This is a genomic window from Pseudomonas mangiferae, assembly GCF_007109405.1.
In the GTDB taxonomy this organism is placed as follows: domain Bacteria; phylum Pseudomonadota; class Gammaproteobacteria; order Pseudomonadales; family Pseudomonadaceae; genus Pseudomonas_T; species Pseudomonas_T mangiferae.
Genome location: NZ_VJOY01000004.1, coordinates 146,166 through 168,625, shown reverse-complemented (window position 1 = coordinate 168,625; position 22,460 = coordinate 146,166). Strand labels below are relative to the sequence as shown.

General features: G+C 68.7%; 18 protein-coding genes and 1 pseudogene. 11 read left to right on the top strand and 8 right to left on the bottom strand.

Annotated features, from left to right (window positions below; translation table 11 throughout):
* Positions 1 to 11: 11 nt before the first annotated feature.
* The 4 genes from frr to rpsB all read right to left on the bottom strand — a co-directional run bounded on the left by frr (position 12) and on the right by rpsB (position 3,230).
* Positions 12 to 569 (bottom strand): ribosome recycling factor, encoded by a 558-nt coding sequence (frr, locus tag FM069_RS06940; protein ID WP_143487561.1) that lies wholly within the window; start codon positions 567 to 569, stop codon positions 12 to 14.
* Complete coding sequence (pyrH, locus tag FM069_RS06935) at positions 566 to 1,309, bottom strand: UMP kinase (RefSeq protein WP_143487560.1); 744 nt, start codon at positions 1,307 to 1,309, stop codon at positions 566 to 568. Before pyrH ends, frr begins: the two co-directional genes overlap by 4 nt.
* 183 nt (positions 1,310 to 1,492) lie before the next feature.
* Positions 1,493 to 2,362: a translation elongation factor Ts gene (tsf, locus tag FM069_RS06930; protein ID WP_143487559.1), complete on the bottom strand. Its 870-nt coding sequence runs from the start codon at positions 2,360 to 2,362 to the stop codon at positions 1,493 to 1,495.
* A 124-nt stretch (positions 2,363 to 2,486) separates the two neighbouring features.
* Entirely contained in the window at positions 2,487 to 3,230 is a 744-nt protein-coding gene (gene rpsB, locus FM069_RS06925; protein ID WP_143487558.1) for a 30S ribosomal protein S2, read from the bottom strand.
* Between the two features lie 274 nt (positions 3,231 to 3,504).
* Here rpsB and map point away from each other — a divergent pair, with 274 nt between their 5' ends.
* The 3 genes from map to dapC are packed head-to-tail and all read left to right on the top strand — an operon-like array spanning position 3,505 to position 8,304.
* A complete protein-coding gene (gene map / locus FM069_RS06920; RefSeq protein ID WP_143487557.1) occupies positions 3,505 to 4,305 on the top strand; it encodes a type I methionyl aminopeptidase in 801 nt (266 codons plus the stop codon).
* 60 nt (positions 4,306 to 4,365) lie between these two features.
* Complete coding sequence (locus FM069_RS06915) at positions 4,366 to 7,068, top strand: [protein-PII] uridylyltransferase (protein WP_143487556.1); 2,703 nt, start codon at positions 4,366 to 4,368, stop codon at positions 7,066 to 7,068.
* A 42-nt stretch (positions 7,069 to 7,110) separates the two neighbouring features.
* Positions 7,111 to 8,304: a succinyldiaminopimelate transaminase gene (gene dapC / locus FM069_RS06910; RefSeq protein ID WP_143487555.1), complete on the top strand. Its 1,194-nt coding sequence runs from the start codon at positions 7,111 to 7,113 to the stop codon at positions 8,302 to 8,304.
* Between the two features lie 12 nt (positions 8,305 to 8,316).
* Here dapC and FM069_RS06905 read toward each other — a convergent pair whose 3' ends face one another.
* From FM069_RS06905 to FM069_RS06895, 3 genes are all read right to left on the bottom strand, one after another.
* Positions 8,317 to 9,951, bottom strand: coding sequence for a Na+/H+ antiporter (locus FM069_RS06905; protein ID WP_143487554.1), 1,635 nt, complete (start codon positions 9,949 to 9,951; stop codon positions 8,317 to 8,319).
* Between the two features lie 144 nt (positions 9,952 to 10,095).
* On the bottom strand, positions 10,096 to 11,739 hold the full coding sequence (locus FM069_RS06900; protein ID WP_143487553.1) for a glycosyltransferase family 39 protein: 1,644 nt from the start codon (positions 11,737 to 11,739) through the stop codon (positions 10,096 to 10,098).
* Positions 11,740 to 11,918: 179 nt separating this feature from the next.
* Entirely contained in the window at positions 11,919 to 12,146 is a 228-nt protein-coding gene (locus tag FM069_RS06895) for a PLD nuclease N-terminal domain-containing protein (protein WP_143487552.1), read from the bottom strand.
* 203 nt (positions 12,147 to 12,349) lie between these two features.
* Between FM069_RS06895 and FM069_RS06890 the strand changes: the two genes are divergently transcribed.
* The 5 genes and pseudogenes from FM069_RS06890 to FM069_RS06870 form a co-directional block, all read left to right on the top strand.
* Positions 12,350 to 12,706 (top strand): ArsC family reductase, encoded by a 357-nt coding sequence (locus FM069_RS06890; protein ID WP_143487551.1) that lies wholly within the window; start codon positions 12,350 to 12,352, stop codon positions 12,704 to 12,706.
* 58 nt (positions 12,707 to 12,764) lie between these two features.
* Positions 12,765 to 13,799, top strand: coding sequence for a 2,3,4,5-tetrahydropyridine-2,6-dicarboxylate N-succinyltransferase (gene dapD, locus FM069_RS06885; protein WP_143487550.1), 1,035 nt, complete (start codon positions 12,765 to 12,767; stop codon positions 13,797 to 13,799).
* Between the two features lie 49 nt (positions 13,800 to 13,848).
* On the top strand, positions 13,849 to 15,054 hold the full coding sequence (locus tag FM069_RS06880) for an aminotransferase class V-fold PLP-dependent enzyme (RefSeq protein ID WP_143487549.1): 1,206 nt from the start codon (positions 13,849 to 13,851) through the stop codon (positions 15,052 to 15,054).
* Positions 15,051 to 15,527, top strand: a complete 477-nt coding sequence (locus FM069_RS06875; protein ID WP_143487548.1) for a SufE family protein — start codon at positions 15,051 to 15,053, stop codon at positions 15,525 to 15,527. Before FM069_RS06880 ends, FM069_RS06875 begins: the two co-directional genes overlap by 4 nt.
* Before the next feature lie 65 nt (positions 15,528 to 15,592).
* Positions 15,593 to 16,462 (top strand): annotated as a pseudogene (locus tag FM069_RS06870) (DUF72 domain-containing protein); the annotation flags it as partial.
* Between the two features lie 251 nt (positions 16,463 to 16,713).
* On the opposite strand, the gene tcdA reads toward FM069_RS06870, so the two are convergent.
* The gene (gene tcdA / locus FM069_RS06865; protein ID WP_143487546.1) at positions 16,714 to 17,529 is read right to left on the bottom strand and encodes a tRNA cyclic N6-threonylcarbamoyladenosine(37) synthase TcdA; all 816 of its coding nucleotides are present in this window, start codon (positions 17,527 to 17,529) and stop codon (positions 16,714 to 16,716) included.
* 232 nt (positions 17,530 to 17,761) lie between these two features.
* Here tcdA and FM069_RS06860 point away from each other — a divergent pair, with 232 nt between their 5' ends.
* From FM069_RS06860 to FM069_RS06850, 3 genes are all read left to right on the top strand, one after another.
* Positions 17,762 to 20,350 (top strand): glycosyltransferase, encoded by a 2,589-nt coding sequence (locus FM069_RS06860; protein ID WP_143487545.1) that lies wholly within the window; start codon positions 17,762 to 17,764, stop codon positions 20,348 to 20,350.
* A gap of 137 nt (positions 20,351 to 20,487) precedes the next feature.
* Positions 20,488 to 21,639, top strand: a complete 1,152-nt coding sequence (gene dapE, locus FM069_RS06855) for a succinyl-diaminopimelate desuccinylase (protein ID WP_143487544.1) — start codon at positions 20,488 to 20,490, stop codon at positions 21,637 to 21,639.
* The gene (locus FM069_RS06850) at positions 21,639 to 22,445 is read left to right on the top strand and encodes a putative RNA methyltransferase (protein ID WP_143487543.1); all 807 of its coding nucleotides are present in this window, start codon (positions 21,639 to 21,641) and stop codon (positions 22,443 to 22,445) included. The genes dapE and FM069_RS06850 overlap by 1 nt, the downstream gene beginning before the upstream one ends.
* The last annotated feature ends 15 nt before the right edge of the window (positions 22,446 to 22,460 follow it).

Here is a 22,460-nt window from a genome sequence, read left to right as displayed (position 1 = left end):
CGTCCCGGCCGTCAGACGGCCATCAGATCCGTTTCCTTCGCCTCCAGGCCCTTGTCCACCTCGGCGACGAACTTGTCGGTGAGTTTCTGGACTTCGTCGGCGGCGCGGCGTTCCTCGTCCTCGCTGATTTCCTTCTCCTTCACCAGGTCCTTGAGCTGTGCCAGGGCGTCGCGGCGGATGTTGCGGATCGCCACGCGCGCCTGCTCGGCCTCGGCGCGGGCCTGCTTGGTGAAGCCCTTGCGGGTTTCCTCGGTGAGGGCCGGCATCGGCACGCGGATGGTGGTGCCGGCGGTGGCCGGGTTGAGGCCCAGGTCGGAGGTCATGATGGCTTTCTCGACCGCCTGGATCATGCCCTTGTCGAACACGCTCAGGGCCAGGGTGCGGGAATCCTCGACGGTGACGTTGGCCACCTGACGCAGCGGCGTGTCGGCGCCGTAGTAGGACACCATGACGCTGTCCAGGATGCTCGGGTGGGCGCGCCCGGTGCGGATCTTGGCGAACGCGTGATCCAGGGATTCCAGGGTCTTCTTCATGCGTTCCTGAGCGTCTTTCTTGATCTCGTTGATCATTGTGCGTTCTCCTCGATCAGAGTTCCTTCCGCGCCGCCGACCACGATGTTCAGCAGGGCGCCCGGTTTGTTCATATTGAAGACCCGCAACGGCATCTGCTGGTCACGGCACAGACAGATGGCCGTCAGGTCCATCACGCCCAGCTTACGGTCCAGCACCTCGTCGTAGGTGAGGCGCTCGAACTTCTCCGCGTTCGGGTCCTTGAAGGGGTCGGCGGTATACACGCCGTCGACCTTGGTGGCCTTGAGCACCACGTCGGCATCGATCTCGATGGCGCGCAGGCAGGCCGCCGAGTCGGTGGTGAAGAACGGGTTGCCGGTGCCGGCCGAGAAGATCACCACTTCGCCGCCGGCCAGATGGCGCATGGCCTTGCGACGGTCGTAGTGGTCAGTCACGCCGACCATGGAGATGGCGGACATGACCAGCGCCGGGATGTTCGAACGTTCCAGCGCATCGCGCATGGCCAGGGCGTTCATCACGGTGGCCAGCATGCCCATGTGGTCGCCGGTGACCCGGTCCATGCCCGCCGCCGACAAGGCGGCGCCGCGGAACAGGTTGCCGCCGCCGATCACCAGGCCCACCTGGACGCCGATGCCCACCAGTTGGCCGATCTCCAGCGCCATGCGGTCGAGCACCTTGGGATCGATGCCGAACTCTTCGGCCCCCATCAGGGCCTCGCCGCTGAGTTTGAGCAGAATGCGTTTGTAGCGAGGTTGACGACCACTCACCTGCTGAGCCATTGCGTATCTCTCCTGCGGCGTGAATTAGCGGAGCCCGACGCTCCGGCGGTTGGCACACGAGGCGCGCGGCGCCCGGGTTGGCCACCGCGGGAGCCGGCCCGATTCGGCTCCCCAGTTTGACGAAGAGGCCGCACGCGTGAGCGGGCAGCCTCTTGCGGGCGACAGTGCGGGACTGTCTCGTGCTTACTGCTTGGCGGCGGCGACTTGCGCAGCAACCTCGGCAGCGAAGTCAGCCTCGGCCTTCTCGATGCCCTCGCCCACTTCGAAGCGGATGAAGGAAACGATCTCGGCACCGGCTTTCTTGGCCAGGTCACCGACCTTGACGTCCGGATCCTTGACGAAGGCCTGCTCGACCAGGCTGGCTTCGGCCAGGAACTTCGAGATACGGCCTTTGACCATGTTCTCGACGATGTTTTCCGGCTTGCCGGCGATCTTGTCGGCGTTCAGGGCCAGGAAGATTTCCTTTTCCTTGGCGACGGCTTCCTCGGACACCTGCGACGGGTCCAGGAATTGCGGGTTGCTGGCCGCGACGTGCATGGCGATGTCACGCGCCAGTTCGACGTTGCCGCCCTTCAGGGTGACCAGCACGCCGATGCGGTGGCCGTGCAGGTAGGCGCCGACCACGTCGCCTTCGGCACGGGCCAGACGGCGGATGTTGACGTTCTCGCCGCACTTGGCGACCAGCGCCTCGCGAGCGGATTCCTGCTCGGCGATCAGCGGAGCGGCGTCGGTCAGTTTCTGCTCGGTGGCCTTGTTCAGGCTGTCGGCGACGAAGGCCTTGAAGTCATCCTGCAGGGCCAGGAAGTCGGTCTGCGAGTTGACTTCGATGATGGTGGCAGCCTTGGCGTCGTCGGCGACTTTCACCGCGATGGAGCCTTCGGCGGCGATGTTGCCGGCCTTCTTGGCGGCCTTGATGGCGCCGGATGCGCGCATGTCGTCGATGGCTTTCTCGATGTCGCCTTCGGCGGCTACCAGTGCCTTCTTGCACTCCATCATGCCCTGGCCGGTACGCTCGCGCAGTTCTTTGACCAGTGCTGCAGTAATCTCTGCCATTTCGAAATCCTCTTGAAGGTGTTCAACACAGTCCACCCGGCGCACCGGGTGCTTCGAATCCAAGGTGGCAAAAAGGGGGCCTAGCCCCCTTTTTGCGCACTGGCTAACGCTTGACGGTCCGGCCTCAGCCTTCGGCGGCCTCGGAAGCGGCTGCTTCCTCGACGAACTCGTCGGCACCACCGGCACCGTTCTGACGGCCGCGCAGGACGGCGTCGGCCATGGCGCTCAGGTACAGCTGAACCGCGCGGATGGCGTCGTCGTTACCGGGGATGATGTAGTCGATGCCTTCCGGGCTGCTGTTGGTATCGACAACGCCGATGACCGGAATGCCCAGCTTGTTGGCTTCGGTGATAGCGATGCGCTCGTGGTCGACGTCGATCACGAACAGTGCATCCGGCAGACCGCCCATGTCCTTGATGCCGCCCAGGCTGCGCTCGAGCTTCTCGAGGTCGCGGCTGCGCATCAGCGCTTCTTTCTTGGTCAGCTTCTCGAAGGTGCCGTCCTGGGACTGGGTTTCCAGCTCGCGCAGGCGCTTGATGGAGGCACGGATGGTCTTGTAGTTGGTGAGCATGCCGCCCAGCCAGCGGTGGTCGACGTACGGGGAACCGCAACGGGCGGCTTCTTCGCGGACGATCTTGCCAGCGGAACGCTTGGTGCCGACGAACAGCACCTTGTTCTTGCCTGCAGCCAGCTTCTCAACGAAGGACAGGGCCTCGTTGAACATCGGCAGGGTTTTTTCCAGGTTGATGATGTGGATCTTGTTGCGCGCGCCGAAGATGAACTTGTTCATTTTCGGGTTCCAGTAACGGGTCTGGTGGCCGAAGTGCACACCGGCCTTCAGCATGTCGCGCATGTTGACTTGGGACATTTCTATTCCTCGATAAGTCGGGTTAGGCCTCCACGCATCCCGATATCCAACCCTCGCGGGCACCCAGGATACCGTGTCGATACGTGTGTGGGTTCTAGGCGTTCCGGGCGACTGCCCGCAAAGCGGCGCGTTTTATACCACAGTCGCGCCGCCGCGGCTAGGGACCGGTGCCTTTTCCCGGGGCGGCGCGCCTGCAGCGGCCCGCCGCGTTCTGGTAGAATCGCCGCTTCACCATCTTTGCCTTGCGCCGCGCGCGCCTTTCCAGAGAGTCCGCATGACCGTCACCATCAAGACGCCCGAGGAAATCGAAAAAATGCGCATCGCCGGCCGCCTGGCCGCCGAGGTGCTGGAAATGATCGGCGAGCACGTCCGGCCCGGCGTCACCACCGAAGAGCTCGACCGCATCTGCCACGACTACATCGTCAACGTGCAACAGGCCATCCCCGCCCCGCTCAACTACGGTGGCGCCCCGGGCCGCATGCCCTTCCCGAAATCCATCTGCACCTCCCTCAACCACGTGGTCTGCCACGGCATTCCCAACGACAAGCCGCTCAAGGACGGCGACGTGATGAACATCGACGTCACCGTGATCAAGGACGGCTACCACGGCGACACCAGCAAGATGTTCATGGTGGGCAAGGTACCGGAGTGGGCCGAGCGGCTCGCCCGGGTCACCCAGGAGTGCATGTATAAAGGCATCGAGGTGGTCCGCCCCGGCGCGCAGCTGGGGGACATCGGCGAGGTGATCCAGAAGCATGCCGAGAAGAACGGCTTCTCGGTGGTCCGCGACTACTGCGGCCACGGCATCGGCCGGGTGTTCCACGAAGAGCCCCAGGTGGTCCACTACGGGCGCGCCGGCACCGGCATGGAGTTGCGCGAAGGCATGATCTTCACCATCGAGCCGATGATCAACCAGGGCCGCGCGGAAACCCGCCTGCTGGGTGACGGCTGGACCGCCATCACCAAGGACCGCAAGCTCTCGGCGCAGTGGGAGCACACCATCCTGGTGACCGCCGACGGCTACGAGATCCTCACCCTGCGCAGCGACGACACCCTGCCGCGCACACCGGCCTGAGGCCGCGCCATCCCCGCCGGGTCGCCAGGCCCGGCCGACCCGCCGAGCGAGGAGGCAGCCATGCCGCAGATGGATTCGGAATTGTTCGACCACGGCCAGTTCCAGGCGGAACTGGCGCTGGCCTCCAGCCCCATCGCCGCCTTCAAGAAGTCCATCCGCCAGGCCCGCGAGGTGCTGGACCGCCGCTTCACCCAGGGCCGCGACATCCGCCGTCTGGTGGAGGACCGGGCCTGGTTCGTCGACCAGATCCTGCGCGCCGCCTGGCAGCGCTTCGCCTGGGGCGACGACAGCGGCATCGCCCTGCTGGCGGTGGGCGGCTACGGCCGCGGCGAGCTGCACCCCTACTCGGACATCGACCTGCTGATCCTCCTGGACGGCGGCGATCACGAGCGCTACCGCGGCGCCATCGAGGGGTTCCTCACCCTGCTGTGGGACATCGGCCTGGAAGTGGGCCAGAGCGTGCGCTCGGTGGAGGAATGCGCCGAGGAGGCCCGGGCCGACCTGACGGTGGTCACCAACCTGATGGAAAGCCGCACCATCGCCGGCCCCGAGCAACTGCGCCTGCGCATGCAGCAGGTCACCGACAGCGCCCACATGTGGCCGAGCCGGGAGTTCTTCCTGGCCAAGCGTCGGGAACAGAAGGCGCGCCACGCCAAGTACAACGACACCGAATACAACCTGGAGCCCAACGTGAAGGGCTCGCCGGGCGGGCTGCGGGACATCCAGACCATCCTCTGGATCGCCCGCCGGCAGTTCGGCACCCTCAACCTCCACGCCCTGGTCCAGCGCGGCTTCCTGGTGGAAAGCGAGTTCAGCATCCTGGCCTCGGGCCAGGAGTTCCTCTGGAAGGTGCGCTACGCCCTGCACATGCTCGCCGGCCGCGCCGAGGACCGCCTGCTGTTCGACCACCAGAGCCGCATCGCCGCCCTGCTGGGCTACGAGGACAACGACGCCAAGCTGGCGGTCGAGCGCTTCATGCAGAAGTACTACCGGGTGGTGATGGGCATCTCCGAGCTGAGCGACCTGGTCAACCAGAACTTCGAGGAAGCGATCCTGCGGGACGGCGAGCCCGGCCCGGCGCAGCCGCTGAACAGCCGCTTCCAGGTGCGCGACGACTACCTGGAGGTCACCCACCCCAACGTCTTCAAGCGCACGCCGTTCGCCATCCTCGAGATCTTCGTGCTGATCGCCCAGCACCCGGAGGTCCGCGGCGTGCGCGCCGACACCATCCGCCTGCTGCGGGACAGCCGGCACCTGATCGACGACGACTTCCGCCGCGACATCCGCAACACCAGCCTGTTCATCGAGCTGTTCAAGTGCAGCCAGGGCATCCACCGCAACCTGAGGCGGATGAACCGCTACGGCATCCTCGGCCGCTACCTGCCGGAGTTCGGCCACATCGTCGGGCAGATGCAGCACGACCTGTTCCACATCTATACGGTGGACGCCCACACCCTCAACCTGATCAAGCACCTGCGCAAGCTGAAGTGGCCGGAGCTGGCGGAGAAATTCCCCCTGGCCAGCAAGGTCATCGACAAGCTGCCCAAGCCCGAGCTGATCTACCTGGCCGGGCTCTACCACGACATCGGCAAGGGCCGCGGTGGCGACCACTCCGAGCTGGGCGCGGTGGATGCCGAGGCGTTCTGCAGCCGCCACCAGCTGCCGGCCTGGGACACCCGGCTGGTGGTCTGGCTGGTGCGCCACCACCTGGTGATGTCCACCACGGCCCAGCGCAAGGACCTCTCCGACCCCCAGGAAATCTTCGACTTCGCCCGCCTGGTGGGCGACCAGACCCGCCTGGACTACCTCTACGTGCTGACCGTGGCGGACATCAACGCCACCAATCCCAGCCTGTGGAACTCCTGGCGCGCCAGCCTGCTGCGCCAGCTCTACACCGAGACCAAGCGCGCCCTGCGCCGCGGCCTGGAGAACCCCCTGGACCGCGAGGAGCAGATCCGCCAGACCCAGCACGCGGCCCTGGACATCCTGGTGCGCAACGGCATCGACGAGGACGACGCCGAACAGCTCTGGTCGCAGCTGGGGGACGACTACTTCCTGCGCCACACCGCCAGCGACGTGGCCTGGCACACCGAGGCGATCCTCCAGCACCCGGCCGGCAACGACCCGCTGGTGCTGATCAAGGAGACCGCCCAGCGGGAGTTCGAGGGCGCCACCCATATCTTCATCTATGCGCCGGACCAGCACGACTTCTTCGCCGTGACGGTGGCCGCCATGGACCAGCTCAACCTGAACATCCACGACGCCCGCATCCTCACCTCCACCAGCCAGTTCACCCTGGACACTTACATCGTGCTGGACGCCGAGGGCGGGCGGATCGGCGACAACCCGGCGCGCATCCGGGAAATCCGCCAGGGGCTGGTGGACGCCCTGAAGAACCCCGACGACTACCCGGCGATCATCCAGCGCCGGGTGCCGCGCCAGCTCAAGCACTTCGCCTTCGCGCCCCAGGTCACCATCTCCAACGACGCCCAGCGCCCGGTGACCCTGCTGGAGGTCATCGCCCCGGACCGGCCGGGCCTGCTGGCGCGGATCGGCGGGATCTTCCTCGACTTCGACCTGTCGCTGCAGAACGCCAAGATCGCCACCCTCGGCGAGCGGGTGGAAGACGTGTTCTTCATCACCGATGCCCATAACCAGCCGCTGTCCGACCCGGACCTCTGCGCGCGGCTACAGGCCGCCATCGTCGACAACCTGTCCCAGGCCGACGGCCAGACCATGGATACGCTGCGCATCAGCATTTGATCGACCGGGCGCGCCGCCGCGCGCCCGCCTCCAGGAGACCCGATGAACGACGCCCTTTCGCAGTTGCAGCCCTACCCGTTCGAGAAGCTCCGCGCACTCCTGGCCGACGCCCGGCCGCCCGCCGACAAGCGCCCGATCCCGCTGTCCATCGGCGAGCCCAAGCACCCCTCGCCGGCCTTCGTCGCCGAGGCCCTGGCGTCCAACCTCGATCAACTGGCGGTCTACCCCACCACCCTCGGCCTGCCGGCGCTGCGGGAAAGCATCGTCGCCTGGTGCGAGGGGCGCTTCGGCGTGGCCAGCGGCTGGCTCGACCCGGCCCGCCACGTGCTGCCGGTGAACGGCACCCGCGAGGCGCTGTTCGCCTTCACCCAGGCAGTGGTGAACCGTCGCGACGACGCCCTGGTGGTGAGCCCCAACCCGTTCTACCAGATCTACGAGGGCGCGGCCCTGCTGGCGGGCGCCACGCCCCACTACCTGCCGTGCCTGGAGGAGAACGGCTTCAACCCGGACTTCGAGGCGGTGCCGACGGATGTCTGGCAGCGCTGCCAGATCCTGTTCCTCTGCTCGCCGGGCAACCCCACGGGGGCGCTGATCCCCCTGGAGACCCTGGAGCGGCTGATCGCCCTGGCCGACGAGCACGACTTCGTGATCGCCGCCGACGAGTGCTACAGCGAGCTGTATTTCGACGAAGGCGCGCCGCCGCCCGGCCTGCTCAGCGCCTGCGCGGCCCTGGGCCGCAAGGATTTCAAGCGCTGCGTGGTGTTCCACAGCCTGTCCAAGCGCTCCAACCTGCCAGGGCTGCGCTCCGGCTTCGTCGCCGGCGACGCGGACATCCTCAAGGCGTTCCTGCTGTACCGCACCTACCATGGCTGCGCGATGCCGGTGCAGACCCAGCTGGCCAGCGTGGCGGCCTGGAACGACGAGATCCACGTGCGCGCCAACCGCGACCTGTACCGGGCGAAGTTCGCCGCCGTGCTGGAGCGGCTGGCGCCGGTGCTGGACGTGGGCCTGCCGGACGGCGGCTTCTACCTGTGGGCCAGGACGCCGGGGGACGACACCGTGTTCGCCCGCGAGCTGTTCGCCCGCGAGCACGTGACGGTGGTGCCCGGCTCCTACCTGTCCCGCGAGGTGGATGGCGTCAACCCCGGTGCCGGGCGGGTGCGCATGGCCCTGGTGGCACCGCTGGAGGAATGCGTGGAGGCGGCCGAGCGGATCAGGGCCTTCCTCGGCGCCTGAACGAGGCGGGGCTCAGCCCCGCTGCTGCATGGCCTCGCTGATGTCCAGCTCGCGCAGGATGTCCCGCACCACGTCGTCGTCGATCAGGTGTTCCCGGCGCAGGCGATACAGCTCCAGGCGCTGGGCCCGCAGCGCCTGCAGGCGCAGCCGCTGCTCCAGGGCGTGGGCCGCCCGGTAGCGAGCCTGGGACTCGCCGGTGTCGCTGGTCTCCAGCTGCTTGCGGTACTCGGCCATGATGTTGGCCTTGACCTCGGCCCCCAGGGCGGCGGTCTCGGCATCCTCCGAGCGGTCCTCGGTCTGGGTCTCCAGGGCGCGGATCGCCGCCGCGGCGGTTTTGCGCCAGATCATCCGCCGCTCCCGCTCGCGCCACTCCTCGTCGTCCGGTGGCAGGCCGCGCAGCAGCAGCGGCAGGCCGACGCTGGCCATCAGCAGCGACAACAGGATCACCCCGGCGGCGATGAAGATCAGCAGGTCGCGCTGGGGAAACGGCTGGCCGTCGCCTCCCAGCAGGGGCAGCGACAGCACGCCCGCCAGGGTCACCGCGCCGCGCACGCCGGCCAGGCTCAGCACCACCGTCAGGCGCATGTGGGACTGCCCGGCGAAGCGCCGCGGCCGCCCGCGCCAGTCGCGCACCCGCGCCGACAGCCGCCAGTAACCGTACATCCAGAGAAAGCGCAGCAGCATCAGCACCAGGAAGATCGCCAGCACCTCGCCGGCGAGGGTCGCGACGTTCAGCCAGGAGGGCTCGTCGAGGGCGGTGGCCGCCTTGACGATGTCCGGCAGTTGCAGCCCCAGGAGCAGGAAGATCAGGCCGTTGAAGGCGTACTCCAGCATCGCCCAGACGCTGTAGTTGAGCAGGCGCGTGGCGGTCTGCCGCGGCAGCAGGTCCACCCGGCTCTGCATCATGCCCGCCGCCACCGCCGAGAGGATGCCCGACAGCCCCAGATGCTCGGCCGCTACGTAGGCGGCGAACGGCAACAGCAGCATGAACACCACGTGGGTCGCCGGGTCGTCCCAGCCGCGGCCGATCATCCAGGCCCGCACCCGCCCCACCACCGCGCTCAGCAGCATGCCCATGGCCAGGCCGCCCAGGGCCACCAGGAGGAAACTGAAGCTGGCGTCCCCCAGGGAGAACACGCCGGTCAGCGCCGCGGCCACGGCGAACTTGAAGGTCACCAGGCCGGACGCGTCGTTCATCAGCGCCTCGCCCTGCAGGACGTGCATCAGCGCCCGTGGCAGGCGCCCCTGGACGATGGCCGAGACCGCCACCGCATCGGTGGGCGAGAGCACCGCCGCCAGGGCGAAGGCGGCCGGCAGCGGGATGCTGGGGATCAGCAGGTGAATGAACCAGCCGGCGCCCAGCACGGTGAACAGCACCAGACCGAACGCCAGGGTCAGGATCGGCGTGCGCAGGCGCCAGAACTGCCCCTTGGGCATGCGCCAGCCGTCAACGAACAGCAGCGGCGGGATGAACAGCAGCAGGAACAGCTCGGGGTCCAGGCGCACGTGCAGGCCGAAGGCCGGCAGGGCCAGCAACGCGCCCACGGCGATCTGGATGATCGGCAGGGGAATGGGGATGAATTGGCTCGTGAGACGGGTGCCACCGACCACCAGCAGCATGATCAGAATGGTGTAGAGCAGTTGCATTGAAGGCTTCCATGGCGCGGGGACGCCCGGCGGCGTCGCCGGACGATTGACAAGTCTAACGGCCAAATGGCTCCGGAAGCCGGGCCACATCAGGCGTTTTTTTCTGACCGCGCCGGGTCGCCCGGCCCGGTGCCGCAGTCGTCCTCAGGGCTGCGCCGACGCCCGGGCGCTGTAGATGCGCGTGGTGAAGCCGCCCGCCTCCACCGTTTCCATGTCCCATTGCCGGGGGTCGAAGCCGCCGGGGCAGGCGGGCGTCGGGTAGCCGTAGGGCGACACCGCCCCCACCAGCACGTAGGCGGGCCGGCGGGCGGCGATCAGCGCGGCCACCGTGTCGCAGTACTCCGCCTGGGCCGCCGGGTCCTGCAACAGGCGCAGCGGCACGATGATCGGCTTGTAGCGGACCTCGGCACGCTTGCGGAAGAACAGGTTGGTACCCATCACCCGGGTATCCGGCCCGCTGGCCGCGGCCAGGGCCTCGATGCGCGCCAGGGCCACGCCGTCCGACACCGGGTGGCGCGCGGCGTAGGCCTGCAGGGCCTCGTACTTGGCAGGCAGGTGCGCCACCGTCACCAGCGCCAGCACCGCCAGCATCAACCCGCGGGAAAACAGCGACAGCAGGCCCCAGCCATAGGCCACCAGCAAGGCGCCGGGCAGCAGCACCAGGCGATCGCTGATCAGGAAGGACAGGGCCGTCAATCCGTAGAACACCAGCACCAGGCCCACCGCCAGGCCATGGCCGGCACGCGCCGTGCGGCTCCGGGCCAGCAGCCCCGCCAGCAGGCCACCCGCCCCCAGGGCGAGTACCAGCGTGGCGCGCCAGCCGTCCAACTGGAGGAAATTGCGGGCGAAGCCCACTTTGAAGTAATCCACCAGCACCCAGGCGGTCTTGCCGATGAACAGGTCGGGGTGCTGCGCCAGTTCCTTGGACAGCACCGCGCGGGCAGCACTGCGCAGCGCATAGGTGTCGTAGCCCTCCGGCACCGGCAGGCCCAGGGTCGCCCGGTACTGGTAGTAGGAGAACAGCAGGTTGCGCCAGTTCTCCGAATAGAACGGCTCGCCGAACACCCACAGGTTGACCAGCGCCGCCGGCAGGTAGCCCACCGTGAAGCCCAGCAGCACCAGGCCGGCCTGGTGCGCGCAGCCCAGGGGCGACCAGGCCTCGCGCCGGCCCAGCAGCAGGACCACCCCGAGGGGCAGCAGCAGGAATAGCGAGGTGTAGCGCACGCCGGTGGCCGACCCCAGCAGCAGCCCCAGCAGGAGCAGCTGGTTGCGGTTTAGGGGCAATGCCTTCGCCAGCCGCAGGCTCAACAGCAGCGCGCCGGTGAGCAGGGCCCAGAACAGCATGTCCGAGGCCACCCGCACGCTGGCCATGACCAGGGGCAGGCTGCCCAGCAGGAACAGCAGCACCGCCAGCTCGGCGCCGCGGTTGAACAGCTGCCGCACCAGCCGCCCCACGAGCACGTAGAAGGCCATGCCGCTGCACAGGGAAATCAGCTGGCCGGCGAGGAACCCGTCCCGCACCAGCAGCGACAGCAGCGCGCCCAGCAGCGGGTAGTTGGCGGGCCGGAAGCGGTCGGGAGGGAAGATCAGCTGGCAAAAGCTGTCGATCTTCAGCGCGTAGGCGTCCAGCTCGGGGTTGTCGCCGATCCAGTCTTCCAGCACGTGGTAGCGGAAGGCGATGTACAGCAGCAGCACAGCCTGGAGGGCGTAGAGCAGGTAGCGCGCGCCGTCCAGGCAACGCGCCGGGTCGGCCATCCGTGGAAAGCGGCCAAAGACGGTAGTCGGCATGTGGGGTCCCCTGGGCCGGCATCTGCCGGCCGGAGGGGCGACGATACCTGCTGCCCCGGTCGACGACCAGTGGGCGCCGTCCGGCCGCGCCAGAGGGTGAACGAGAGACGACTGAAAGGCACTGCGCGCCGAAGGGCGCGCAGTGGAGGGAACGGGATGCGGCGGAATACGCCGCCGGATCAGCCCTTGCTGTGCTCGGGCGAGCTAGGGGCCTCGACCACGCCACGGGGTCCGGCGACGCCCCAGGCGACCAGCCCCACCACCGGCAGCACGGCGATGGCCAAGGCCCAGACGGCCTTGACGTTCACATCCTTGTCGCTGCGGAACACGCTGACGATGGCCCACAGATCGAGCACGACGATGGCACCCGCCAGGGTGATCGCGGCAATGGACATTAGATCGTTCATGGCTTTTCTCCTCTCGGCGCTTACTGGATCAGGCTCCACCCGGTCCGCGCAGTTCCCGCCTTCCGTCCGCCGGCGCGGTGGCGCGCGCGGGGTCCGAACGCGCCCGCGGGGCGGCAGGGCCGGAAACCCGTGGCATAATCCCGCCATCGTTTTGCAAGAATTCCGCAGGAGAATGGGGAAGCCCTCGCGACCCCTCGTCACCCATGACCTATACCCTCTACGGCATCAAGGCCTGCGACACCATGAAGAAGGCCCGCGCCTGGCTCGACGAGCAGGCCGTCGACTACCACTTCCACGACTACAAGACCGCTGGCATCGACCGCGCGCACCTGCAGCGCTGGTGCGACGAACAGGGCTGGGAAACCGTGATCAACCGGGCCGGCACCACCTTCCGCAAGCTGGACGAGGCGCAGAAGCGCGACCTCGACGCGGACAAGGCCATCGCCCTGATGCTGGCCCAGCCGTCGATGATCAAGCGTCCGGTCCTGGAACTGGACGGCCGCATCCTGGTGGGCTTCAAGCCCGACCGCTACGCCGAGGCGCTCGCGCACTCGGCCTGACCTCTATTTCCGCGCGGCGCCCGGCGCCCGCCTCCCTTTCACAGGAGCCCCTTTTTCCATGTCTACTTCCCTGTTCAGCCTTGCCTTCGGCGTCGGCACCCAGAACCGCCAGGGCCACTGGCTCGAAGTGTTCTACGCGCAGCCGCTGCTGCACCCGGCCGCGGAGCTGGCCGAAGCCGTGGAGACCTTCTTCGGCGAGACCCAGGGCAACCGCACCCTGCCCTTCAGCACCGCCCAGGCCGCCAGCCTCGCCACCGCCCTGCGGGACGTGGCGCCGGCCCAGGCCTCGCTGCTGACCCGCCTGGCGGAAAGCAACAAGCCGCTGGTGGCGGTCCTGCTGGCCGAGGACGCGGCCCCCGCGTCCACCCCCGAGGCGTACCTCAAGCTGCACCTGCTGTCCCATCGCCTGGTGAAGCCCCACGGCGTCAACCTCTCCGGCATCTTTCCCCTGCTGCCCAACGTGGCCTGGACCAGCCAGGGCGCCATCGACCTGGGCGAGCTCGCCGAGCGCCAGCTGGAAGCGCGCCTGAAAGGCGAGTGGCTGGAAGTGATCTCGGTGGACAAATTCCCCAAGATGACCGACTACGTGGTGCCGGCCGGGGTGCGCATCGCCGACACCGCGCGGGTCCGCCTGGGTGCCTACGTGGGCGAAGGCACCACGGTGATGCACGAGGGCTTCGTCAACTTCAACGCCGGCACCGAAGGGCCGGGGATGATCGAGGGCCGGGTTTCCGCCGGGGTGTTCGTCGGCAAGGGGTCCGACCTGGGCGGCGGCTGCTCCACCATGGGCACCCTGTCCGGGGGCGGCAACCTCGTCATCAGCGTCGGCGAGGGCTGCCTGATCGGCGCCAACGCCGGCATCGGCATCCCCCTGGGCGACCGCAACATCGTCGAGGCCGGCCTGTACGTCACCGCCGGCACCAAGGTGGCTCTGCTGGACGAGCAGAACGCCCTGGTCAAGGTGGTCAAGGGCCGCGACCTGGCCGGCCAGCCGGACCTGCTGTTCCGCCGCAACTCCCAAAGCGGCGCGGTGGAATGCAAGACCAACAAGACCGCCATCGAACTGAACGACGCGCTGCACGCGCACAACTGACGAAGCCCGCCGGCGCCCGACGGGCGCCGCGCGACGCGCCGGAATCCCCATGACCCTGTCCTCGCCCTGGCGAACCGACTTCCCGGCCCTGGCCGCCCTCGACGCCCAGGGCCAGACCTACCTGGACAACGCCGCCACCGCCCAGAAACCCCGGGCGGTGCTGAAGGCCCTGTCCGCCTATTACCTGAACGGCGCGGCCAACGTACACCGCGCCCAGCACCTGCCCGCCGACCGCGCCACCCGCGCCTTCGAGGCGACGCGCCTGGGCGTGGCGCGGGCCTTCGGCGCCGCCAGCCCGGCGCAGATCGTCTTCACCCGTGGCGCCACCGAGGCGTTCAACCTCCTGGCCTACGGGCTGGAGCGGCATGTAGGGGCAGGCGACGAGATCGTCGTCAGCGCCCTGGAGCATCACGCCAACCTGCTGCCCTGGCAGCAGTTGGCGAAACGCCGCGGCGCACAGCTGGTGGTGCTGCCCCTGGACGACCGGGGCGACATCGACCTGGCAGCCGCCGCCCAGCGGATCGGCCCGCGCACCCGGGTGCTGGCGGTGAGCCAGTTGTCCAACGTGCTCGGCCGCTGGCAGCCGGTGGCCGAGCTGGCCGCCCTGGCCCGGCGGCAGGGCGCGTTCAGCGTGGTGGACGGCGCCCAGGGCGCGGTCCATGGCCGCCACGACCTGGCCGCCCTGGGGTGCGATTTCTATGCCTTCTCCAGCCACAAGCTGTTCGGCCCCGAGGGGGTCGGCGTGCTGTACGGCCGCGAGACGGCCCTGGCGGCCCTGGCCCCCTGGCAGTTCGGCGGCGAGATGGTGCGCGAGGCGGACTACCAGGACGCGCTGTTCCATGACGCGCCCATGGGCTTCGAGGCCGGTACCCCGCCGGTGGCCGGCGTCATCGGCCTGGGCGCCGCCCTGGACTACCTGAACGGCCTGGACGCCCTGGCCCTGGCGGACCACGAGGCGGCGCTGCACGCGGCCCTGCTCACCGGCCTCGCCGGCCGCGACGGCATACGCCTGCTGGGCGAGCCCCACACCGCCCTGGCCTGCTTCCGGGTCGACGGCGTGCACCATGCCGACCTCGCCCACCTGCTGGGGGAGCAGGGCATCGCCATCCGCGCCGGCAGCCACTGCGCCATGCCGCTGTACCGGCGGCTCGGCCTGGACGGTGCGATCCGCGTGTCCCTGGCGCCCTACACCGACGGCGACGACCTGCAGCGCTTCTTCCAGGCCCTGGACCGGGCCCTGGAGCTGTTGCGATGAGCGACTCCCTGCCCGCCCCGGCCCAGGCGGCGCTGCAGGCCTTCGCCGACCAGCCCGGCTGGGAACAGCGCGCACGCCTGCTGATGCAGTGGGGCGAACGCCTGGAGCCGCTGGACGTGGCCGAGCGGGACGAGCGCCACCGGGTCCGGGGCTGCGAGAGCGCCGTCTGGCTGGTGGCACAGCGCCGTGGCGCCGGCTGGCAGTTTCGCGCCGCCAGCGAGGCGCGCCTGCTGCGCGGCCTGCTGGCGCTGCTGCTGGCCCGGGTCGACGGCCTGCCGGCCGCGGAACTGGCGTCCCTGGACCTGGCCGACTGGTTCGCCCGGCTCGGCCTGTCCCGGCAGCTCAGCCCGTCCCGCAGCAACGGCCTGAACGCCGTGCTGGCGCGCATGCGCGCGTTGATCGCCGAGGACGGTCGCGCCACGGATGGCTCGCCAGGGGCCGGCCCGTCGGAGAACGCCCCGCCAGGAGCCTGACCCGGCGGAACCGGGTCGCCGGCGGTGCAGTCGGACCCTGTATCCCCTCCGCCTGCGAGACGACCATGGCAGACATCCGCATCGGCATCTCCGGCTGGCGCTACGAGCCCTGGCGCGGGGTGTTCTATCCGGAAAAGCTGCGCCAGGCCGACGAGCTGAACTATGCCTCGCGGGCGGTCGGCAGCATTGAGATCAACGGGTCCTTCTATTCCCTGCAACGCCCGGAAAGCTGGGCGAACTGGTACGAGGACACCCCCGAGGACTTCGTCTTCAGCGTCAAGGCGCCTCGCTATATCACCCACATCCGCCGCCTGAAGGACATCGAGAAGCCCCTGGCCAACTTCTTCGCCTCCGGCGTGCTGCGCCTGCAGCAGAAGCTCGGCCCGGTGCTCTGGCAGTTCCCGCCCACCTTCCGCTTCGACCCGGAGCGCTTCGAGGCCTTCCTGCGCCAGCTGCCCCACGACACCGAGCAGGCGCTGCACCTGGCGCGCAAGCGGGAAGCACGCATGGAGGGCCGCGAGCACCTGGCCATCGACGAAGCCCGCCCGCTGCGCCACGCGGTGGAAATCCGCCACGAGAGCTTCGAGGACCGGGCTTTCGTCGACCTGTTGCGGGACTACCACGTGGCGCTGGTGGTGGCCGACACCGCCGGCAAGTGGCCATTGAAGGAGGACGTGACCAGCGACTTCGTCTACCTGCGCCTGCACGGCGAGGAAGAGCTCTATGCCAGCGGCTACACGGACGCCGCCCTGAAGGATTGGGCGCGGCGGATGAAGGCCTGGAGCGAAGGCACCCAGGTGGACGACGCGCGGCTGATCGTCGAGCGCAAGCCGCCATCCCGCAAGCACCGCGACCTGTACTGCTATTTCGACAACGACATGAAGGTCAAGGCGCCCTTCGACGCCGGCAAGCTGGCCCGCCACCTGGGCCTGGACGGCGCCCCCGCGTCCCTGGCGGACCGGGCCGCGGAGGCCGACCGGATCATCGCCGCGCGCGGCGGGCCGCGGCGCAATCCCTCCAAGCCGCGCAAGCAGAAGCCCACGCCGGACGCCTGATCCAACGCTTCCAAGGGTCGGTTTGGAGTCACCCGGCTGCGGGCCTGCGCTGCACGATCGGTCCAGTCTCCAGCGCACCGTGCGCGGCAATGATCGCGGGCCGTTACCCGCGCGGGTGGGGACAGAAGCGCTCAGGCGTCCGGTCGCGTGCGCTCGGCGGGGCGGCGGCTGCCGGCCACCAGCTTGTCCACCGCCTTGGCGGCGGCGGCCATGCCGAAGCTGGCGGTGACCATCATCACCGCGCCGAAACCGCCGGCGCAGTCCAGGCGCACGCCGTCACCCACGAACTGCTTCTGCTGGCACACGCCGCCCTCCGGGCTGGGGTAGCGCAGTTGCTCGGTGGAGAACACGCAGGGCACGCTGTAGTGACGGCCCGGGGTGCGGGAAAAACCATAGTCCCGGCGCAGGGTGGAGCGCACCTTGGCGGCCAGGGGATCGTTGAAGGTCTTGTTCAGGTCGGTGACGCGGATCTGGGTGGGGTCGATCTGCCCGCCGGCGCCGCCGGTGGTGACGATCTGGATCTTGCGCCGCTTGCACCAGGCGATCAGCGCCGCCTTGGCGGCCACGCTGTCGATACAGTCCAGCACGCAGTCCAGGTGTTCGGTGATGTGCTCGGCGAGGGTCTCGCGGGTCACGAAGTCCGCCACCGGGTGCAGGCGGCAGGCCGGGTTGATGGCCGCCAGGCGCTCGGCCATGACCTCCACCTTGGGCCGCCCCACCATGCCGTCCAGGGTGTGGGCCTGGCGGTTGACGTTGCTCACGCAGACGTCGTCCAGGTCGAACAGGGACAGCTCGCCGACCCCGGAGCGCACCAGGGCCTCGGCCGCCCAGGAGCCCACGCCGCCGATACCCACCACCGCCACGTGGGCCGCCGCCAGCCGCTCCAGGCCCTGTTGGCCGTAGAGCCGGGCGATGCCGCCGAACCGTTGCTCGTCCACCTTCGTCATGTGCGCGTCCCCCTGCCGTCCGGCGCGCATTATTGAGGAAGACGCCCCCCCGGTCACCCCCGCCGCCGACGAACTTCTGCGGGCCGCCAGGGACAAACTCTGCAAGGTTCCGCAGCGCCCGCGGCGGCTGGGCGCGGAACCTATACAGTCACAGGTCCGCGGAGTAGCATGCGCGCCGTCCGGCAGCCTGCTGGGCCTTCCCCCGTTCCACGCATCGGAACCCTTTACGTCTATGCCAACGCATAAGTTAGGACTCAACCTGGTGGTCTTCGTGGCGGTGGCCGCGTTGTTCACCGGTTTTTGGGCACTCTACAACCGCCCGGTCAGCGCGCCCGACTGGCCGGAACAGATCTCCGGCTTCTCCTATTCGCCCTTCCGCCAGGGTCAGAACCCGCAACGAGGCATCTACCCCGACGACCAGCAGATCCGCGAAGACCTGGAACTGCTCAGCAAGCACACCGACAGCATCCGCACCTATTCCGTGGACGGCAGCCTGGCCGACATCCCGCGGATCGCCGAGGAATTCGGCCTGCGGGTGACCCTCGGCGTGTGGATCAGCCCGGACGAGGAACGCAACGAACGGGAGATCGCCAAGGCCATCGAGATCGCCAACGATTCCCGCAGCGTGGTGCGGGTGTCGGTGGGCAACGAGGCGCTGTTCCGCCGCGAGGTCACCACCAAGCAGCTGGTCGGCTACATGGACCGGGTCCGCGCCGCGGTCAAGGTGCCGGTGACCACCTCCGAGCAGTGGCACATCTGGAAGGAATACCCGGAACTGGCCGATCACGCCGACCTGATCGCCGCCCACGTGCTGCCGTACTGGGAATTCGTGCCCATGCAGCAGTCCACCCAGTTCGTGCTGGACCGGGCGCGGGACATGAAGAAACTGTTCCCGAAGAAGCCGCTGCTGCTCTCGGAAGTGGGCTGGCCCAGCAACGGCCGCATGCGCGGCGGTGCCGACGCGTCCCAGGCGGACCAAGCTATCTACCTGCGGACCCTGGTCAACAAGCTCAACGCTCAGGGCTACAACTACTTCGTCATCGAGGCCTTCGACCAGCCGTGGAAGAGCGGTGACGAGGGATCGGTAGGCGCCTACTGGGGCGTCTACAACCTGGACCGCCAGGCGAAGTTCGCCTTCACCGGCCCGGTGGTGGCCATCCCGCAATGGCGCCTGCTGGCCATCGCCTCGGTGGTCCTGGCGCTCCTGGCCCTGACCCTGCTGCTGATCGACGGCAGCTCCCTGCGCCAGCGCGGCCGCACCTTCCTGACCTTCGTGGCCTTCGCCGGCGGCTCCGCCCTGGTGTGGATCGGCTACGACTACAGCCAGCAATACAGCACCTGGTTCAGCCTGACGGTGGGCATCCTGCTGGGTATCGGCGCCTTCGGCGTGTTCATCGTGCTGCTCACCGAGGCCCACGAACTGGCCGAGGTGGTCTGGGTGCACAAGCGCCGGCGGCCGTTCATGCCGGTGGCGGGCGACAGCTCCTACCGACCCAAGGTGTCGGTTCACGTGCCTTGCTACAACGAGCCGCCGGAGATGGTGAAGCAGACCCTCGACGCCCTGGCCAACCTGGATTACCCGGACTACGAAGTCCTGATCATCGACAACAACACCAAGGACCCCGCGGTGTGGGAGCCGGTGCGCGACTACTGCGAGCAATTGGGTCCGCGCTTCCGCTTCTTCCACGTGGCGCCGCTGCACGGCTTCAAGGGCGGCGCGCTCAACTACATCCTGCCCCACACCGCGCCGGACGCCGAGGTGGTGGCGGTGATCGACTCCGATTACTGCGTCGACCGCAACTGGCTCAAGCACATGGTCCCGCACTTCGCCGACCCGCAGATCGCCGTGGTGCAGTCGCCCCAGGATTACCGGGACGACAAGGAAAGCCTGTTCAAGAAGCTCTGCTATTCGGAATACAAGGGCTTCTTCCACATCGGCATGGTGACCCGCAACGACCGCGACGCGATCATCCAGCACGGCACCATGACCATGATCCGGCGCAGCGTGATGGACGAGCTGAAGTGGGCCGACTGGACCATCTGCGAGGACGCCGAGCTGGGCCTGCGGGTGTTCGAGAAGGGCTATTCCGCCGCCTACGCCCACGACAGCTTCGGCAAGGGCCTGATGCCGGACACCTTCATCGACTTCAAGAAGCAACGCTTCCGCTGGGCCTACGGCGCCATCCAGATCATGAAGGGCCACGCCCGCAGCCTGCTGATGGGTAAGGGCTCCAAGCTCACCGAGGGCCAGCGCTACCACTTCATCGCCGGCTGGCTGCCGTGGATCGCCGACGGCATGAACATCTTCTTCACCCTCGGCGCCCTGCTCTGGTCGGCGGCGATGATCATCGTGCCGCAGCGGGTCGACCCGCCGCTGCTGATCTTCGCCATCCCGCCCCTGGCGCTATTCTTCTTCAAGGTGGGCAAGATCGTGTTCCTCTACCAGCGCGCGGTGGGGGTCAACCTCAAGGACGCCTTCTGCGCGGCGGTGGCGGGCCTGGCGTTGTCCCACACCATCGCCAAGGCGGTGCTCTACGGTTTCTTCACCAAGAGCATCCCGTTCTTCCGCACGCCGAAGATGGCCTCCAACCACGGCATCCTGGTGGCGCTGGCGGAGGCTCGCGAGGAGGTCTTCATCATGTTGCTGCTGTGGGGCGCGGCGGTGGGCATCGCCATCGTCCAGGGCCTACCCAGCAACGACGTGAAGTTCTGGGTGGCGATGCTGCTGGTGCAGTCCCTGCCCTACCTGGCGGCGCTGATCATGGCGCTGCTCTCTTCGCTGCCCAAGCCGGAGGAGAAGGTCGAGCCGGCCACCGCCTGACGGCGACCGGTTCGGCGAACGGCGGCCTGCGGGCCGCCGTTTTCGTCTGTGCGGAAAGCCCGCCGCGGCGCCACCGTGTCGCCCCGGCCTTGCTAGAATGGCGCCCCTCCCCCGACCGCTAGCCCGCTGGAGCCGTCATGTCCGTCGCGTCCTCGCCCCTCTCGCCCACCCTGGCCCTGGCCTGCCAGTTGATCGAACGCCCGTCCGTCACCCCGCTGGACGCCGGGTGCCAGGCGCTGATGATCGATCGCCTGGAGACCCTGGGCTTCGCGGTGGAGCGCATGCGCGTCGAGGACGTGGACAACTTCTGGGCGACCCATGGCCGCGAAGGCCCGGTGCTGTGCTTCGCCGGCCACACCGACGTGGTGCCCACCGGCCCGGTGCAGGCCTGGCAGACCCCGCCGTTCCAGGCCCGCATCGACGAGCAGGGCATGCTCTGCGGGCGCGGCGCGGCGGACATGAAGGGCAGCCTGGCGGCGATGCTGGTGGCGGTGGAGCGCTTCGTCGGCGAATACCCGGACCACAAGGGTGTGATCGCCTGGCTCATCACCAGCGACGAGGAAGGTCCGGCGCTGCACGGCACCCAGGCGGTGGTAGAGCGCCTGCGGGCGCGGGGCGAGCGACTCGACTGGTGCATCGTCGGCGAGCCGTCGAGCACCGCCCTGGTTGGGGACATCGTCAAGAACGGCCGCCGCGGCTCCCTGGGCGGCCTGCTCACGGTGCGCGGCGTGCAGGGTCACGTGGCCTACCCGCACCTGGCGAAGAACCCGATTCACCTGGCGGCGCCGGCGCTGGCGGAACTGGCCGCCGAGCACTGGGACGACGGCAACGACTTCTTCCCACCCACCAGCTTCCAGGTCTCCAACCTGAATGCCGGCACCGGCGCCACCAACGTGATCCCCGGCGAGCTGCAGGCGCTGTTCAACTTCCGCTTCTCCACCGAATCCACCGTGGACGGGCTCAAGGCGCGGGTCGCGGCGATCCTCGACCGCCACGGCCTGGACTACCAGGTGGACTGGACGCTCTCCGGCCTGCCGTTCCTCACCGAGCCGGGCGAGCTGCTGGACGCGGTGTCCGCCAGCATCCGCAGCGTCACCGGCCGCGACACCCTGCCTTCCACCAGCGGCGGCACTTCCGACGGCCGCTTCATCGCCACCCTGGGCACCCAGGTGGTGGAATTGGGACCGGTCAACGCCACCATCCACCAGGTCAACGAACGGGTCCTGGCCAGCGACCTCGACCTGCTCACCGACATCTATTACCAGACCCTGGTGCGGCTGCTCGCCTGATGCTGATCTGTCCGCTCTGCTCCAGCCCTCTGCAGGACGCCGGCAACGGTGTCGCCTGCGCCGCCGGGCACCGCTTCGACCGGGCCCGCCAGGGCTACCTCAACCTGTTGCCGGTGCAGCACAAGAACAGCCGCGACCCCGGCGACAACGCGGCCATGGTGGAGGCGCGCCGGCGGTTCCTCGACGGCGGCCACTATGCGCCCCTGGCCACCCGCCTGGCGCAGCTGGCGGCCGAACGCCAGCCCGCTCGCTGGCTGGACATCGGCTGCGGCGAGGGCTACTACACCGAACGCCTGGCCCGAGCGCTGCCCGCGGCCGACGGCTACGCCCTGGACATCTCCCGGGAAGCGGTGAAGCGCGCCAGCCGCCGCGCCCCGGACCTGCATTGGCTGGTGGCGAGCATGGCCCGGGTGCCCCTGGCCAACGGCAGCTGCACGCTGCTGGCCAGCGTCTTCAGCCCCCTGGACTGGCAGGAGGCGCACCGCCTGCTGGCACCGGGCGGCGGCCTGCTGCGCATGGGGCCGACCCGGCGCCATTTGCTGGAACTGCGCGCACGGCTCTACGACGACGTGCGCGACTACGACGACCGCAAGCACCTGGCGCTGATCCCCGACGGCATGGCCGCGGTGCACAGCGAGGAACTGGAATTCAGCCTGCCGCTGACCGAGGCCCAGAGCCGGGCCGACCTGCTGGCCATGACGCCCCACGGCTGGCGCGCCAGTGCCGAACGCCGGGCGGCGGTGATCGATCAGCCCTTCGAGGTGACGGTCTCCATCCGCTACGATTGGATCGAACGTTTGCCCTGAGCGGCCCGCGTGCCG

Coding starts and splice junctions, on each gene's coding strand:
- frr (WP_143487561.1), bottom strand. CDS start 569: ATGATCAACGAGATCAAGAAAGACGCTCAGGAACGCATGAAGAAGACC.
- pyrH (WP_143487560.1), bottom strand. CDS start 1,309: ATGGCTCAGCAGGTGAGTGGTCGTCAACCTCGCTACAAACGCATTCTG.
- tsf (WP_143487559.1), bottom strand. CDS start 2,362: ATGGCAGAGATTACTGCAGCACTGGTCAAAGAACTGCGCGAGCGTACC.
- rpsB (WP_143487558.1), bottom strand. CDS start 3,230: ATGTCCCAAGTCAACATGCGCGACATGCTGAAGGCCGGTGTGCACTTC.
- map (WP_143487557.1), top strand. CDS start 3,505: ATGACCGTCACCATCAAGACGCCCGAGGAAATCGAAAAAATGCGCATC.
- FM069_RS06915 (WP_143487556.1), top strand. CDS start 4,366: ATGCCGCAGATGGATTCGGAATTGTTCGACCACGGCCAGTTCCAGGCG.
- dapC (WP_143487555.1), top strand. CDS start 7,111: ATGAACGACGCCCTTTCGCAGTTGCAGCCCTACCCGTTCGAGAAGCTC.
- FM069_RS06905 (WP_143487554.1), bottom strand. CDS start 9,951: ATGCAACTGCTCTACACCATTCTGATCATGCTGCTGGTGGTCGGTGGC.
- FM069_RS06900 (WP_143487553.1), bottom strand. CDS start 11,739: ATGCCGACTACCGTCTTTGGCCGCTTTCCACGGATGGCCGACCCGGCG.
- FM069_RS06895 (WP_143487552.1), bottom strand. CDS start 12,146: ATGAACGATCTAATGTCCATTGCCGCGATCACCCTGGCGGGTGCCATC.
- FM069_RS06890 (WP_143487551.1), top strand. CDS start 12,350: ATGACCTATACCCTCTACGGCATCAAGGCCTGCGACACCATGAAGAAG.
- dapD (WP_143487550.1), top strand. CDS start 12,765: ATGTCTACTTCCCTGTTCAGCCTTGCCTTCGGCGTCGGCACCCAGAAC.
- FM069_RS06880 (WP_143487549.1), top strand. CDS start 13,849: ATGACCCTGTCCTCGCCCTGGCGAACCGACTTCCCGGCCCTGGCCGCC.
- FM069_RS06875 (WP_143487548.1), top strand. CDS start 15,051: ATGAGCGACTCCCTGCCCGCCCCGGCCCAGGCGGCGCTGCAGGCCTTC.
- tcdA (WP_143487546.1), bottom strand. CDS start 17,529: ATGACGAAGGTGGACGAGCAACGGTTCGGCGGCATCGCCCGGCTCTAC.
- FM069_RS06860 (WP_143487545.1), top strand. CDS start 17,762: ATGCCAACGCATAAGTTAGGACTCAACCTGGTGGTCTTCGTGGCGGTG.
- dapE (WP_143487544.1), top strand. CDS start 20,488: ATGTCCGTCGCGTCCTCGCCCCTCTCGCCCACCCTGGCCCTGGCCTGC.
- FM069_RS06850 (WP_143487543.1), top strand. CDS start 21,639: ATGCTGATCTGTCCGCTCTGCTCCAGCCCTCTGCAGGACGCCGGCAAC.